The organism is Glycomyces xiaoerkulensis (assembly GCF_002798405.1).
In the GTDB taxonomy this organism is placed as follows: Bacteria; Actinomycetota; Actinomycetes; order Mycobacteriales; family Micromonosporaceae; genus Glycomyces; species Glycomyces xiaoerkulensis.
On record NZ_PGGV01000012.1, the window covers coordinates 114,970 to 129,947 of the forward strand.

9 protein-coding genes are annotated in these 14,978 nt (G+C 70.3%); 5 read left to right on the forward strand and 4 right to left on the reverse strand.

The annotated features are described in order from the left end of the window. Positions 1–10 precede the first annotated feature (10 nt). Genes CUT39_RS03795 through CUT39_RS03805 form a run of 3 tightly spaced genes read right to left on the reverse strand, consistent with a single transcriptional unit; the run spans position 11 to position 4,607 of the window. On the reverse strand, positions 11–2,356 hold the full coding sequence (locus CUT39_RS03795; RefSeq protein ID WP_100444637.1) for a transglutaminase family protein: 2,346 nt from the start codon (positions 2,354–2,356) through the stop codon (positions 11–13). Continuing rightward, on the reverse strand, positions 2,353–3,600 hold the full coding sequence (locus CUT39_RS03800) for a DUF58 domain-containing protein (RefSeq protein WP_100444638.1): 1,248 nt from the start codon (positions 3,598–3,600) through the stop codon (positions 2,353–2,355). Before CUT39_RS03800 ends, CUT39_RS03795 begins: the two co-directional genes overlap by 4 nt. Before the next feature lie 2 nt (positions 3,601–3,602). Continuing rightward, positions 3,603–4,607 carry an AAA family ATPase gene (locus tag CUT39_RS03805; protein ID WP_232805569.1) on the reverse strand — a complete coding sequence of 335 codons (1,005 nt, stop codon included), beginning with the start codon at positions 4,605–4,607 and terminating at the stop codon, positions 3,603–3,605. Positions 4,608–4,905: 298 nt separating this feature from the next. Between CUT39_RS03805 and leuS the strand changes: the two genes are divergently transcribed. Both leuS and CUT39_RS03815 read left to right on the forward strand, forming a co-directional pair. Continuing rightward, positions 4,906–7,722 carry a leucine--tRNA ligase gene (gene leuS / locus CUT39_RS03810; protein ID WP_100444640.1) on the forward strand — a complete coding sequence of 939 codons (2,817 nt, stop codon included), beginning with the start codon at positions 4,906–4,908 and terminating at the stop codon, positions 7,720–7,722. Positions 7,723–7,981: 259 nt separating this feature from the next. Beyond that, positions 7,982–9,298 carry an endo-1,4-beta-xylanase gene (locus tag CUT39_RS03815; protein WP_157930463.1) on the forward strand — a complete coding sequence of 439 codons (1,317 nt, stop codon included), beginning with the start codon at positions 7,982–7,984 and terminating at the stop codon, positions 9,296–9,298. 62 nt (positions 9,299–9,360) lie between these two features. Here the strand turns inward: CUT39_RS03815 and CUT39_RS03820 are convergent, their stop codons facing one another. Next, the gene (locus CUT39_RS03820; protein ID WP_100444642.1) at positions 9,361–9,831 is read right to left on the reverse strand and encodes a Dps family protein; all 471 of its coding nucleotides are present in this window, start codon (positions 9,829–9,831) and stop codon (positions 9,361–9,363) included. 199 nt (positions 9,832–10,030) lie between these two features. Here CUT39_RS03820 and CUT39_RS03825 point away from each other — a divergent pair, with 199 nt between their 5' ends. The 3 genes from CUT39_RS03825 to xylA form a co-directional block, all read left to right on the forward strand. Beyond that, positions 10,031–12,337: a TIM-barrel domain-containing protein gene (locus CUT39_RS03825; protein ID WP_100444643.1), complete on the forward strand. Its 2,307-nt coding sequence runs from the start codon at positions 10,031–10,033 to the stop codon at positions 12,335–12,337. Between the two features lie 46 nt (positions 12,338–12,383). Then, the gene (gene xylB, locus CUT39_RS03830) at positions 12,384–13,790 is read left to right on the forward strand and encodes a xylulokinase (RefSeq protein ID WP_100444644.1); all 1,407 of its coding nucleotides are present in this window, start codon (positions 12,384–12,386) and stop codon (positions 13,788–13,790) included. Positions 13,791–13,807: 17 nt separating this feature from the next. Further along, positions 13,808–14,978: xylose isomerase (gene xylA, locus CUT39_RS03835; RefSeq protein ID WP_100444652.1), on the forward strand; the 1,171-nt coding region annotated here is incomplete at its 3' end.

Below are 14,978 nucleotides of genomic sequence, written 5' to 3' on the forward strand. Positions count from 1 at the left end.
AGCGTCCAGATTACGGGCGGCCTGTGACAGCGCCGTCGCCGCGGGCGTTCGAACGCCGCCAGGACATCTTGGACCGCAGTCGGCCGACGCGGGAGGCGCCGCGGGCCTGCGCTGCGGCGAACCGGTAGGCCAGCGACGCCGGCCAGAACAGCGCCCGGAGCCGCCGTCGGGGGTGGACGCTCTTGTCGAGCGCCCGGTGCAGGTCCGTGACCGCCTCCGGCAGGGGCCCGGTGTCGGCCCCGCGCCCCGAGTACCGGTGGACGGCCACCGCCGAGGCGAGCGCCTCGGCCGGTGCCGCCGCGTCCGGAGCGGCCGCGGCCAGCGCGGCGGCCGTCTGCTTCGGTGTCAGCGAATCGTTCAGCGCCACCCCGTAGTCGGCGGCGAGGTCGAGCGTCTCGTCCCAGGCGCCGAGGGCGGTGACGCGCCCCGGGCGCAGCCGGGCGCGGCGCATCCCGGCCCGCCACAGCGCCGGCACGAACGGCAGTGGCACCAGCAGCGCCAGCGCCAGCCACGCGGGATCGAATCCGAGCGGTCCCGGGCCCGCCCGGTCGTCGGCGCCGGCGGTCTCGTCGGTCTCGCCGGGGTCCTCCTGGCCGGGGAGGGTCGGTTCCTCGTTCGGCCGGTCGGTCGCATCGGGCCGGTCGGTCGCGCCGGCATCGTCCGGGTCCTCGGAGTCGGTGTCGGGATCGGGCTCCTCCTCCCAATCGAACGGCACCGAACCGGACACGCCCGTGGACGGGGTCGGGTCGAACGGCACCCAGCCGGGGCCGTCGAAGTACACCTCGACCCAGGCGTGGTAGTCGTCGCTGCTCACCACCCACTCGTCGCCCTCGCGGGTGCCCCGGGTGAGACCGATGACGACCCGGGAGGGGACGTCGGCGGCCCGCAGCATCCAGGCCATGGCGGTGGCGTACTGCTGGCAGAAGCCCTGCTTGTTCTCCAGGAAGTCGACGATCACCGATTGGTCGCCGCTGTTCTCGGTCGCCGTGCTGTAGCTGAAGCCGTTGGTCGGCGAGAGGTAGTCCTGCACCGCCAGGACCTTCTCGAAGTCGGTCTCGGCCTCGCCGAGCGCCTCCTCGAGGTAGGAGTCCAGCTCGGTGAAGCCCTCGGGGTGGGCGGTGTTGCGCTCCCGGAGCGGGTCGTCCTCGGGCAGCGGATCGGTCGCGTTCAGGACGCTCGCGTCGAATTCGGGGTCGGTGAAGGAGAACGAGTAGGACTCGACCGAGTCCAGGCCGGTGCGCCGGCTGCCGACGACGTTCAGGTCGGGCAGGACCCCCCAGTCGTCGTTCAAGTCGACCTCCACGGGCCTGCCGTAGACCGGCGCGACCGGGTCGGGCAGATCCAGCACCTCCACGGTCGCCTCGTAGACCTCACCGCCGGTGTACTGGAGCGAACCCAGCGGCGCCAGGTCCTCCTGTTCCCATTGGGACGGTCCGAACCCGCGCTCGGGGTCGAGGAAATCGGAGACGTGCATCCGCAGGTAGCCCGGCGAACTCCGGTCGGTGGTGATGCGGGCGACGTCGATCGGGTCGGGCCGGTTGAGCTGCCCGTACAGCTTCGCCCAGGGGTCGACCGCGCCGAGGTCGCCGCCGCCGGGGCCGCCCCCGCCGCCGTACCCCTCGGCGACCTGGTCGACCAGGCCGGAGGTGTTGGTGGGGATCACCGCCAGCAGCATCAGGGTGGCGGTGATGAACAGCGCCCCGCTCGTGCGGGCGGTGCCCGCCAGCGGCGAGGGGAACCGCGGCCCCACCAGCCGGCCCTGGCCGGTGAAGCGGTGCCCGAATCGCGAGACGCGCCGCAGGTTGTCGTCGCCGAGGATCCACAGGTAGGCCGCCGCCGGCAGCACGAACCAGAACCAGGCGGTCGCCTCCGGAGCGACCGAGACCGGCACGAGGTACATCGTCAGCAGCGTCAGGCCCGACAGGGCCGGGGTGCGCAGCCCCACGATGAACATGTCGTGCAGGATCGCCACGATCCCCACCCCGAGCATGGTCAGGAACAGGATCCCGTCCTCGGCCGCGACCGGAGGGGCCAGCGTGATGATGTCGTTGATCCCGCCGTTGATCGTCGTCAGCCAGAACGCGAAGGTGTCGAGCGTGGGTATGACGAACAGGACCGCGGTGCCGCCGTTGAACGCCGCGGTCATCACCGCCGTCAGCGCCGCGACCATCGCCAGGGTCTGGAGGCCCTGGCCCCGTCCGGCCGCGCGGATCAGCGAAGCGGCCGTCGACACGACCGCGACCGTCAGCAGCACCGGCACCGTCCAGCCGATGCCGGTGAAGACCCCCAGCAGCGGCGTCAGCGTCAGCGCCAGGCTCGCCGCCGCGACCAGGGTCGCGTGTCGCTGCCCGCTCATGCCATCGCCGCCTTCCACAGCGCCAGCCGGGTCCACACGTGCCGCAGCTCGAGGCCGCTGACGACCGGGAACACCTGCCAGCCGGCGCTCATCAGCGCCGCGGCGGCCCGGCGGTGCTGCTCGGCGAACGCCTGCTCCCGGGGGTCGCCCTCGCGGTGGGGCGGACCCCACCGGGTCGGGTCGAGCACCATCGCCACGCAGTGCCCGCCGCGCTTGGTCAGCGGCCCCAGCACGGCCGCCTCCTCAGGGGTCAGGTGTCCCAGGAACGCCACCACGCCCGCCGCGGACCGGTGCCGCTTGGTCTGCTCCATCATGTGACTGAGCGGGGCGTCCCGGGCCGCGGTCACCGTCGCCAGGTACCGCAGCGTCGCCGAGTAGTCGCTCCGGTGGCACTCGAACTCGGCGTGGGAGGTGACCAGGCGCGGCGACATCCCGTCGCGCGCCAGCCGCACCGTCGCCGACGCCGCGGCCCCGACCATCCACTCCAGGCTCGACAGGTCGCCCTCGCCCCGGTGGGCCCCGCGCCGCAGGTCCAGCAGGACCGCCGCCGCGTTCTCCCACGGCTGCTCCTCGCGCCGCACCATCAGCTCGCCGCGGTGCGCGCTGGCCTTCCAGTGGACCCGCCGCAGGTCGTCGCCGTTCCGGTACTCGCGCACGGCGATGTCGTCGTCCCCGGTGATCGCCACCGCCTGCGCCTGCGACTCGCCCGAGGTCAGGCCCGCGCCGCCGGGCAGTTTGAGGCTCGGCAGCCGCTCGGTGCGCGGGGTGACCACCAACTGGGTGGTGACCGGGAACTCCTGATGGGTCACCGCCAGCCCGAACGGGTCCGAGCACCGCACCAGCAGCGGCCCCAGCTTGTAGGCCCCGCGGGAGCCCGGCGTGATCGTGTAGTTCACGACGCTGCGCGACCCCGGTGCCAGCCGCTCGAGCACCAGCCGCGGCCGATTGCCCAGCCGGTAGGGGATGCGGTCCTCCAGCATCAGCGCCGGCGGGCGCCGCCGGCCGGTGTTCCGGATGCCCAGTCGCACCTGCGTCGGCTGCCCCGCCTCGACCTGGCCGGGGTTGAGCACCCGGTTCGACTCCAGGTCCGGGCGCGTCCACCGCAGCATCACCAGCCCGCCGATCGGCGCGACCGCCGCCAGCATCGCCGCGCGCAGCAGGTCGCCCTCGCCCACCACCAGCGCGATCAGCCCCACCGCGGCGCTCACCGCCAGCAGGGTCTTGCCGCGACCGGTGAGACTCAACGCTAGAACCTCCCCATCCGGGAGACCACCGGCACGTGCCGCAGGATGTCGGCCACGACCCCCGTGGTGTCACCCCCGCCCATCGTGGTCTCGGTGGTCGGGATCAACCGGTGCGCCAGCACCGGCACCGCCAACTGCTGGACGTCGTCGGGCAGCGCGAACTCCCGCCCGTCCATCGCCGCCAGCACCTGGGCGCACCGCAGCAACTGCAGCGTCGCCCGAGGGCTCGCACCCAACCTCACCTGCGCGTTCGACCGCGTCGCGTTCACCAGGTCCACCGCGTACCGCTTCAATTCCGGCGATACATGCACCGCCCGGGCGGTGGCGATCATCCGCACGATCGCCTCGCCGTTGCACACCGGCTGGAGCGACTCGAGCGGGTTGTACTCGCCGCGGTGGTCGAGCATCGCCATTTCGGCGTTCACATCCGGGTAACCGATTGCCAGGCGCGCGGCGAACCGGTCGCGCTGCGCTTCCGGCAGCGGGTAGGTGCCCTCCATCTCGACCGGGTTCTGGGTGGCGATGACCATGAACGGGCTGCGCAGCCGGTAGGTGTTGCCGTCGATGGTGACCTGGCGCTCCTCCATGCACTCCAGCAGCGCCGCCTGCGTCTTGGGGCTGGCCCGGTTGATCTCGTCGCCGAGGATCAGGTTGCCGAACACCGCGCCGGGCTTGAACACGAAGTCGCGCTTCTCGGGGTCGAACACGCTCACCCCGGTCACGTCCGACGGCAGCAGGTCCGGGGTGAACTGGATGCGTCGCACCGAGCAGTCGACCGACCGCGCCAGCGCCTTGGCGAGCTGCGTCTTGCCCACCCCCGGCACGTCCTCGAGCAGCAGGTGGCCCTCGGCGAGCATCACCGCCAGCGCCAGGCGGATCGTCTGGGCCTTGCCCTCGATGACCCATTCGACATTGGTCAGCACCGCCTCGGCGGTGGCCTTGAACTCCTGCGGATTCGACGGCGGCGGCGCCTGGGGCGGCTGCGCTGGGGATGAGTCGAATGCCAATGGTCCTCCACGGGAGACTTCTCTGAGGGTGTGATGAACCGCGCCGCGATTGTCGCTTGTCAGCAATCGTACTCGGGTGTGCCCAGTGCGCCCGCACCGCCGATTGGCCCGGACCGGACTTGCCGGCATCGGTTACACTAACGGTATGCCTCGGCGTTTCGAGCTGCTTCTTACGTAGCCGTGCTGAACCGACCTCAGCACGGCGCCCCTGCTATGCAGGGGTTTTTTGCTGTCTGGGGCCGGAATCCCGCCGGACGCCGACCAGAACCGAAGCAAGCACGAGCCACAGGATGACCCGATGACCGAACCGAGACACCGCTACGACGCCCGCCTGGCCAACCGGATCGAGCCGCGCTGGCAGGAACGCTGGGAGGCCGAGCAGACCTTCCGGTCCGCCAACCCCGCCGGCGAACTGGCCGAACCCGACCACCCGCGGGCCGGAGCCCCCAAGCAGTTCGTGATGGACATGTTCCCGTACCCGTCGGGGGCGGGACTGCACGTCGGGCACCCGCTGGGGTACATCGCCACCGACGTGTACTCGCGCTACCTGCGCATGGCCGGCTACAACGTGCTGCACCCGATGGGCTACGACGCGTTCGGCCTGCCCACCGAGCAGTACGCGGTCGCCACCGGCCGCCAGCCGGCCGAGATCACCGCCGAGAACATCGACCGCTACCGCGACCAGTTGCGCCGCCTGGGCATGGGCTACGACACGCGCCGCGAATTCGCCACCACCGACCCGGACTTCTTCAAGTGGACCCAGTGGATCTTCCTGCAGATCTTCAACTCCTACTACGACACCGAGGCCGACAAGGCCAGGCCGATCGGCGACCTGATCGCGGCCTTCGAGTCCGGTGAGCGGGGCACCCCCGACGGGCGCCCGTGGTCGGAGCTGAGCGAGGTCGAGCGCCGCCGCATCGTCGACGGCCACCGCCTGGCGTACGTGACCGAGGCGCCGGTGAACTGGTGCCCGGGCCTGGGCACGGTCCTGTCCAACGAAGAGGTCACCGCCGAGGGCAAGTCCGAGCGCGGCAACTTCCCGGTCTACACCCGGACCCTGAAGCAGTGGATGCTGCGCATCACCGCCTACTCCGACCGCCTGCTGCGCGACCTGGACGACCTGGACTGGTTCGAGTCGCTGAAGGCGATGCAGCGCAACTGGATCGGTAAGTCCACCGGCGCCTACGCCGACTTCGCGACCTACGCCGGCGACATCCGCGTGTTCACCACCCGGCCCGACACGCTGTTCGGCGCCACCTACATGGTCCTGGCCCCCGAGCACGAACTGGTCGACTCGCTGACGGCCGAGACCTGGCCGGCCGGCATCCCCGAGTCCTGGACCGGCGGCCACGCCACGCCCGCCGAGGCCGTCACCGCCTACCGGCACGAGGCCGCCGCCAAGACCGATGTGGAGCGCCAGGCCGACGCCAAGGTCAAGACCGGCGTGTTCACCGGCGGCTACGCCACCAACCCGGTCAACGGCGAGAACGTCCCGGTGTTCATCGCCGACTACGTGCTGGCCGGCTACGGCACCGGCGCGATCATGGCCGTGCCCGCCCACGACCAGCGGGACTTCGCCTTCGCCAAGGCCTTCGACATCCCGATCCGGCAGGTCGTGGCCGGCGAGGAGGAGTGGGACGGCGAATCCGCCTACACCGACAACGTCAACGGCACCTGCGTCAACTCCGACTTCCTGGACGGACTGAAGGTCCCCGAGGCCAAGGAGCGCATCAACGCCTGGCTGGCCGAGCACGGCCGCGGCGAGGCCGCCGTCAACTACCGGCTGCGCGACTGGCTGTTCAGCCGCCAGCGCTACTGGGGCGAGCCGTTCCCGATCGTCTACGACGAGTCCGGCCTGCCGGTGGCGCTGCCGGAGGACCAATTGCCGGTCGAGCTGCCGCAGATGGACGACTTCTCGCCCAAGACCTTCGGAGCCGAGGACGCCGACACCGCGCCCGAACCGCCGCTGGGCCGGGCCAAGGACTGGGTCGAGGTCGAGCTGGACCTGGGCGACGGGCCGCGGACCTACCGCCGCGAGGTCAACACCATGCCCAACTGGGCCGGCTCGTCCTGGTACCAACTGCGCTACACCGACCCCCACTCCGACGACCGGATCGCCGCGGCGGCCAACGAGTCGTACTGGATGGGGCCGCAGGACGGCGGCGACGTCGGCGGGGTGGACCTGTACATCGGCGGCGTCGAGCACGCCGTGCTGCACCTGCTGTACGCCCGCTTCTGGCAGAAGGTCCTGTACGACCTGGGGCACGTCTCCAGCCGCGAGCCGTTCCGCCGCCTGTTCAACCAGGGCTACATCCAGGCGCCCGCCTACAGCGACGCGCGCGGGGCCTACGTCCCGGCCGAGGAGGTCGAGGAGCGCGGCGGCGAGTTCTTCCACGGCGGCGAGAAGGTCAAGCGCGAGTTCGGCAAGATCGGCAAGTCGCTGAAGAACGTGGTCACCCCCGACGGCATCTGCGCCGAGTACGGGGCCGACACCTTCCGCGTCTACGAGATGTCGATGGGCCCGCTGGCCGACTCCAAACCGTGGGAGACCCGCGCGATCACCGGCTCGTACCGGTTCCTGCAGCGGCTGTGGCGCAACGTCGTCGACGAGGACACCGGTGAGGTGACCGTCGCCGACGCCGAACCGGGGGAGGAGACCCTGCGGGAGCTGCACAAGGCGATCGCCGGGGTCCGCGAGGACTACGGCCACCTGCGGATGAACACCGCCGTCGCCAAGCTGATCACGCTGAACAACCACGTCACCGGCCTGGACACCGTGCCGCGCAGCGTGGCCGAGGCGCTGGTGCTGATGGCCGCGCCGGTCGCGCCGCACATCGCCGAGGAACTGTGGGAGCGCCTGGGGCACACCGGCGGCATCGCCTACGCCGACTTCCCGGTGGCCGACGACCGCTACCTGGTCGAGGAGACCGTCACCTACCCGGTGCAGGTCAACGGCAAGGTCCGCGCCCGCATCGACATCGCCGCCGACGCGGCCGAGGAGGCGGTGCGGGAGGCCGCGCTGGCCGAGGGCAAGGTCGCCGACAACGTGGCCGGCAAGGAGGTCCGGAAGGTCATCGTGGTGCCCGGCCGGATGGTCTCGATCGTAGCCAAGTAGGAGCAGGTTTCGAGGCGGGGCGGGCCGCTCGCGGCCCGCCCCGAACTGCGCGCGAGCGCCGCTCGTCATTGACGTATTTCGATATGTAAACTAGGCTGTGTCCATTCATGGGAGCGCTCTAGCTCCCTCGACCGACAAGTGCCTCGTCCCCTCACGCGCGGCAGAAGCATGAGGAGCAATCGTGTTGCAAACTCGCACCCGCCGTCGAGCTTGGACCGCGGGAATCATAGCCGCCTCAGTGGCGGCGGCAGGGTTCGTGATGTCGACCCAGTTCGCCACCGCTCAGCAGTCCACGCTCCGCTCGGCAGCGGACTCGCTGGGAATCGACATCGGGGTCGCCGTCGACGACAACCTGCTGCAGAACGACTCGACCTACCGGAACGTGATCTCCGAGCAGTTCAATTCGGTGACCGCCGAGAACGGCATGAAGATGGAGACGGTGCAGCCGTCGCAGGGGAACTTCGACTTCTCGCAGGGCGACCGGCTGGTGCAGTTCGCCCAGCAGAACAACATGTCCGTCCACGGCCACACGCTGGTCTGGCACAGCCAGAGCCCGAACTGGGTCCAGAACCTCTCGGGCGCCGAGATGGAGCAGGCGATGGTCGACCACATCACGACCACGATGAACCACTTCGAAGGCGACGTCGATAGCTGGGACGTGGCCAACGAGGTCGTCGAGAACGGCCAACTGCGCAACTCGTTCTGGCTGCAGGGCATCGGGTCGGACTACATCGAGACGGCCTACTCGGCCGCCCGCCAGGCCGATCCCGGCGCCGACCTGTACCTGAACGACTACTCGATCGACGGCATCAACTCCAAGTCCGACCGCTACTACCAGTTGGCGCAGGACCTCACCAGCCAGGGACTGCTCGACGGCATGGGCTTCCAGGCCCACCTGATCCTCGGCCAGGTCCCCGGCGACATGGAGCAGAACCTCCAGCGCTTCGCGGACCTGGGCCTGGACGTCCGCGTCACCGAGCTGGACGTCCGCATCGACATGCCGGCCAGCCAGCAGGAGCTGCAGCAGCAGGCCGATGACTTCGAGCGCGTGGTCAACATCTGCACCAACATCGCGGACTGCTCGGGCGTGACCGTCTGGGGTCTGCGCGACGGCGACTCGTGGGTGCCCGACACCTTCGACGGCCAGGGCGCGCCGCTGCTGTACAACGACGACTACAGCACCAAGCCCGCCTACGACGCGGTCCTGGCGGCCCTCGGCGGCTCGCAGCCGCCCCCGCCCACCGAGACCACCGAACCGCCCGGGACGACCGAGCCCCCGCCGCCCAGCGGGGACTGCTCGGCGGTGATCGAGGTGGTCAACGACTGGGGCTCCGGTTGGCAGGCCAACGTGTCGGTGACCGGCCCGACCGACGGGTGGACCCTGAGCTGGAACTGGCCGGGGAGCCAGGGCATCTCCAGCTCCTGGAACGCTGACATCACCGAGTCCGGGTCGTCGGTGACCGCCTCCGACGTCGGCTGGAACGGCAGCATCGCCTCCGGCCAGACCCAGCAGGTCTTCGGCTTCATCGGAAGCGGACCGGCGGTCGAACCGTCGGTGACCTGCTCGGCCGGTTAGCGCCGACCGCACGGCACGCGGGGCCGGAGGGACGCACCGTCCCTCCGGCCCCGCTTTCGCGTCTACCCGTGCTCGGCCTGGAACATCCAGGACTGCTTTTCGAGCTCGGCGGTGATGCTCAACAGCAGGTCCTGGGTGACCAGGTCGGCCGACTCCACCGCCTCGATGCGCTCGCGCATCTTCCCGATGATCGCCGTGTAGGCGTCGATGAACAGCGACACCACCTCGGTGTCGGCGATCTGGCCGGACTCGATCTTGGGGATCGAGGACTCCGAGGCCACGGTCGCGGCCCTGCCGTCGGCGCTGTCGCCGATGGCGATGGCCCGCTCGGCGACCGCGTCGGAGCCGTTGCGCGCGGTGGCGACGGTCTCGTCGAGCTGCAGATGCAGGGACCTGAAGTTCTTGCCGTAGACGTTCCAGTGGGCCTGCTTGCCCACCAGAGCCAGGTCGACGAGGTCCACCAGCGCTCCCTGCAGCGCGGCCGCGGCTATTTCGCGATTCTCGTCGGAAAGGCTCGAGCGAACGGTTGACATCTCTGCACCTCGCTAAGAAGTCTCGTTTCTCCCAGTGTCTCAGGCCAGACTAATAGGCTGGTATCCACGGCGTCCGGTTCTGAGAAAAACCCCCTGGTGCAGTTTGTTGGATTAGTCGATAAACTAAAGTGGCCGCGTGCCGACCCTCCGTCGCGCGCGGACCGCAATACCAAGGAAGCACCGAACGGCAGGAGTCACGATGCCTTACCGCCCACCGCTGGTCGCACGCGAGTTCTTCGTCGCCGACCCTCCGGAACTGCCGCAGCGCGCACCCGGTGAGCAGGGCCTGTCGGCGGTCGAATCCGCCGAGGTCGTCGAGACCGGCCCCGCGTCGGTCCTGCTCAAGGCCGCCACCTCCGCCGGCGAGGAGCTCTACGTCGACCTCGCCGCGGTCGCCGAGGGCGTCGTCCGCGCCCGCCTGGCGGCCGACCCCGACGCCCGGCCCACCGCCGAGCGGGTGATCGAGATGGTCCACGCCGGCGCCTACGACCGGGCGAAGGTCACAGTCGAGGGCGACACCGTCGAGGTCGACGCCGGATCCGTCCGCGCCGTCGCCACCCTCGGCCACTGGTCCCTGCGGTACACCGACGCCTCCGGGCGGACCCTGGTCGGCCAGAACCCCGGCGAGGTCGACATCTCCGGGCGCCTGCGCACCCTGCCCTTCGGCCGCTCCCTGGTCGAGGACGCCGACACCCGCACCGCCGCGGCCTACCACGAATCGTTCACCTGCCCGCCCGACGAGGCCTTCGCCGGCTTCGGCGAGCGCTTCGCGCCCCTGAACGCCCGCGGCCAGCGGCCGGTCATCTGGAACTTCGACTGCTTCGGCTCCGAGTCCATCCGCGCCTACAAGAACGTCCCGATGTACCTGTCCGACCGCGGATACGCGGTCCTGGTCAACTCCGGGGCCCCGATCGAGTTCGACATGGCCCAGGCCACCCACTCCGCCGTCGAGATCGTCGTCCCCGACGAGGTCATGGAGTACTTCGTCATCGCCGGCCCCGCCCCGGCCGACGTCCTCGAGCGCTACGACCGCCTCACCTGCCGGCCGGTACTGCCCCCCAAGTGGGCCTTCGGCACCTGGATCTCCTCGGGTTTCTTCGTCGACAGCCACGACCGCGTCATGGACCGGGCGGCCAAGATCCGCGGACGCGGCATCCCCTGCGACGTGCTCCACCTCGACACCTTCTGGCAGCACGAGCCGCACTGGTCCGACATGCAGTGGGACTCGGCGAACTTCCCCGAACCCGAGCAGATGCTCGCCGACCTGACCGAACAGGGCTTCAAGGTCTGCCTGTGGATGAACTCCTACATCTCCCACAAATCACCGCTGTTCGACGAGGCCTCCCGGAAGGGCTACTTCCTCAAGAACGCCGAGGGCGAGACCTACGTCGCCGACGTCTGGAACGGCTCGCACGAGGCCAGCGGCATCGTCGACTTCACCAACCCCGAAGCGGCCGAATGGTGGAAGGACCTGCTGCGGGCCCCCCTGAACACCGGCGCGGCGCTGTACAAGACCGACTTCGCCGAGGGCGTCCCAGCCGACGCGGTCGCGCACAACGGCATGACCGGCACCGAGCTGCACAACGTCTACACCCTGCTGTACAACGACGCCGTGTGCGAGGTGACCCGCGAGATCCACGGCTACGACCTGGTGTGGGCCCGCTCGTCCTACCTCGGCGGCCAGCGCCATTCGGCGCAGTGGTCCGGCGACGTCCAGACCACCTGGGCCGGCCTGGGCGGCACCATCCGCGGCGGGCTGTCCCACGGCCTGTCCGGCGTCCCGTTCTGGTCGCACGACACCGGCGGCTTCAACGGCACGCCCACCGACGACCTGTACGTCCGCTGGGCCCAGTTCGGGGCGCTCTCGCCGCTGCTGCGCTACCACGGCACCACCACCCGCGAGCCCTGGGAGTTCTCCGAGCGGGCCGAGCGGCTCGCGGTCGACTCGCTCAAACTCCGCTATTCGCTGGCCCCGTACCTGTACACCGCCGCGGTCCGCTCGGCGCGGACCGGCGAGCCGATGCTGCGCGCGCTGGCGGTCGACACGCCCGGCGACCCGGTCGCCTGGAGCGCCGACCAGGAGTACCGGCTCGGGACCGACCTGCTGGTCGCCCCGGTCAACGATCCCTCGGGCCGGCGGAAGGTCTACCTGCCCGCCGGGAAGTGGATCGACTACTGGACCAAGGAGGTGCTCGAGGGCGGCCGCTACTTCGACACCGAGCACGGGCTGGAGACGTTCCCGCTGTTCGTCCGCTACGGCGCGATCATCCCGCGCGTCGAACCGGGCGAGACGATCGGCGAGGAGCCGTTCGAGGCGATCACGCTCGAGGTCTGGGGCGCCCCGACCGAGGGGACCACCCTGTCCGACGTCGACGGCGACACCGTTCTGAAAGTTTCGGGCGAAACTATCGTCACCCTCGCGGCCACCGGGCCCGCCGACATCACTAAGGTGAACACCATCGATGTCGTTGGCAAGCCCGAATCGGTGAAGCTGGAGCGTAGATGACCCACATCCGCAGTCGCGCCGCCTCGCCACGGACCGGAGAGAACGCATGGCTCTAGTAGCGGGGATCGACTCCTCGACGCAATCCACGAAAGTCCTATTGGTAGACGCCGACACCGGAGCGCTCATCGACTCCGGCAAGGCCCCCCACCCGGACGGCACCGAGTGCCACCCCGACCACTGGTGGGACGCCCTCCAGCAGGCCGGCGAGGGCCTCCTCGAACGCGCCGAGGCCGTCGCCGTCGCCGGCCAGCAGCACGGGATGGTCGCCCTCGACGAGAACGACGAGGTCGTCCGCCCGGCCCTGCTGTGGAACGACACCCGCTCGGCCCCCCAGGCCGAGCGGCTCACCGCCGAAGACGGCGGGCCCGAAGCCTGGGCCGAAGAGACCGGTCTGGTCCCGGTCGCCTCCTTCACCGCCACCAAGCTCGCCTGGCTCGCCGAGCACGAACCCGAGAACGCCCGCCGCGTCAGCTCGGTCATGCTCCCGCACGACTGGCTCTCGATGAAACTGCGCGGCGCGAAGGCGAGCGAGGCGGCCACCGACCGCTCCGACGCCTCCGGCACCGGCTACTGGTCGCCGAACACGGGGGAGTACCTGCGCCGCAAACTCACCGGGGCCCTCGGCCACGACGCCGCCCTTCCACGGGTGGCCGCACCGAGCGAGATCGTCGGCCGCACCCCGTGGGGCGCCGCGGTCGCACCCGGCACCGGCGACAACGCCGGAGCCGCGCTCGGCCTCGGACTCGAACCCGGCGACGTCGTCGTCTCCCTGGGCACCTCCGGCACCGTCTTCGGCGTCTCCGACGTCCGCGCGGCCGACCCCTCCGGCCAGGTCGCCGGCTTCGCCGACGCCACCGGGAGATTCCTGCCGCTGGTGACGACCCTCAACGCCGCCCGCGTGCTCGACACCTTCCGCAACCTGCTCGGGGTCGACCACGCCGAATTCGATGCGCTCGCACTCGACGCCGAACCGGGGGCCGGCGGCCTTACACTCCTGCCCTACCTCGACGGCGAACGGACCCCGAACCGCCCGAACGCCAGCGGGGTCATGAGCGGGCTGACGACCCGCGCCACCCGCGCCGACCTGGCCCGCGCCGCGGTGGAAGGGATGCTCTCGGCGCTGGCCGACGGCATCGCCGCCGTCGACGCCCAGGGCCTGGAGGCCCGGCGCGTCCTCCTCATCGGGGGCGCCTCGGCCTCCGAGGCCGTCCGCGAGATCGCCCCGTCGGTCTTCGGTGTAGACGTGGAAGTCCCTCCCACCGCCGAGTACGTGGCGCTCGGAGCGGCCAAGCAGGCCGCCTGGGCGCTGTCGGGCGAAGCAGCGCCACCACAGTGGATCGTTGGTGACACGGCGCAGTTCAGCGGTGCCAGCACCGGCAAGGCCGCGGCTGCTGTGTCCGAGCAGTATTCGACGCTCAGGAGCGAGACATCCTCCTGGGCGTCACACCAGTGAGCAAAGGACGAAGCATCATGAGTGACAAGTACGCACCGGTGCCGGAAGATAAATTCTCGTTTGGGGTTTGGACGGTGGGTTGGCCGGCGCAGGATGTGTTCGGTCCGGGTACGCGGGCGCCGATGCCGGCCGAGCGGGCGGTGCGGAAGCTGGCCGAGATCGGGGCCTACGGGGTCAACTTCCACGACAACGACGTGTTCGACTTCGACGCCTCCGAGTCCGACCGCGAGGAGCGGATCGGCGCCTTCCGCAAGGCCCTGGAGGAGACGGGCCTGAAGGTGACCACGGCGACGACGAACCTGTTCTCCCATCCGGTGTTCAAGGACGGGGCCTTCACCCACAACGACCGGGACGTGCGCCGGTTGGCCATCGCGAAGGTGATGCGGAATCTGGACCTGGCCGCCGAGCTGGGCGCGAAGGTCTATGTGTGCTGGGGCGGCCGGGAGGGGGCCGAGTCCGGTGGGGCCAAGGACGTGCAGTCGGCCATGGCCCGTCTCAAGGAGGCCTTCGACGTGCTCGGCGACTACGTCACCGAGCGGGGTTATGATATCCGGTTCGCGATCGAGCCGAAGCCCAACGAGCCGCGGGGGCATATCCTGCTGCCGACGATCGGGCACGCGCTGGCCTTCATCGGCCGGTTGGAGCGTCCGGAGTTGGTGGGGATCAATCCGGAGGTGGGTCATGAGGAGATGGCCGGGCTGGATTATGCGGCCGGGGTGCGGCAGGCGCTGTGGCAGGGCAAGCTGTACCACATCGATTTGAACGGGCAGACCGGTCCGCGGTATGACCAGGATCTGCGGTTCGGTGCCGGGAATGTGGGCGGTGCGTTCTGGGCGGTGGATGCGGTCGAGGAGGGGATCGCGGCCGGGCAGTATTCGGGGCCGATCCATTTCGATTTCAAGCCGCCGCGGACCGAGGACGACGACGGGGTGTGGGTCTCGGCGGCGGCGTGTATGCGCAATTACAAGATCCTGCGCGAGAAGGTCAGGGCGTTCCGTGCCGATCCGGAGGTGCGGGAGGCGCTGGCGGCCGCGCGGGTCGACCAACTCGCGGTGCCGACGTTGGCCGAGGGTGAGACCGCCGCCGACCTCAAGGATCTCCGGGTGGATGTGGATGGTCTGGCGGCGAAGGGGATGGCCTTCGAGCGGCTCGACCAACTCGCCCTCGAACACCTCTACGGCATCCGCT

Bases quoted from the DNA above. Each gene is read 5' to 3' on its own strand.
- CUT39_RS03795 (WP_100444637.1), bottom strand. From the start codon at position 2,356: ATGAGCGGGCAGCGACACGCGACCCTGGTCGCGGCGGCGAGCCTGGCG.
- leuS (WP_100444640.1), top strand. From the start codon at position 4,906: ATGACCGAACCGAGACACCGCTACGACGCCCGCCTGGCCAACCGGATC.
- CUT39_RS03815 (WP_157930463.1), top strand. From the start codon at position 7,982: ATGTCGACCCAGTTCGCCACCGCTCAGCAGTCCACGCTCCGCTCGGCA.
- CUT39_RS03820 (WP_100444642.1), bottom strand. From the start codon at position 9,831: ATGTCAACCGTTCGCTCGAGCCTTTCCGACGAGAATCGCGAAATAGCC.
- CUT39_RS03825 (WP_100444643.1), top strand. From the start codon at position 10,031: ATGCCTTACCGCCCACCGCTGGTCGCACGCGAGTTCTTCGTCGCCGAC.
- xylB (WP_100444644.1), top strand. From the start codon at position 12,384: ATGGCTCTAGTAGCGGGGATCGACTCCTCGACGCAATCCACGAAAGTC.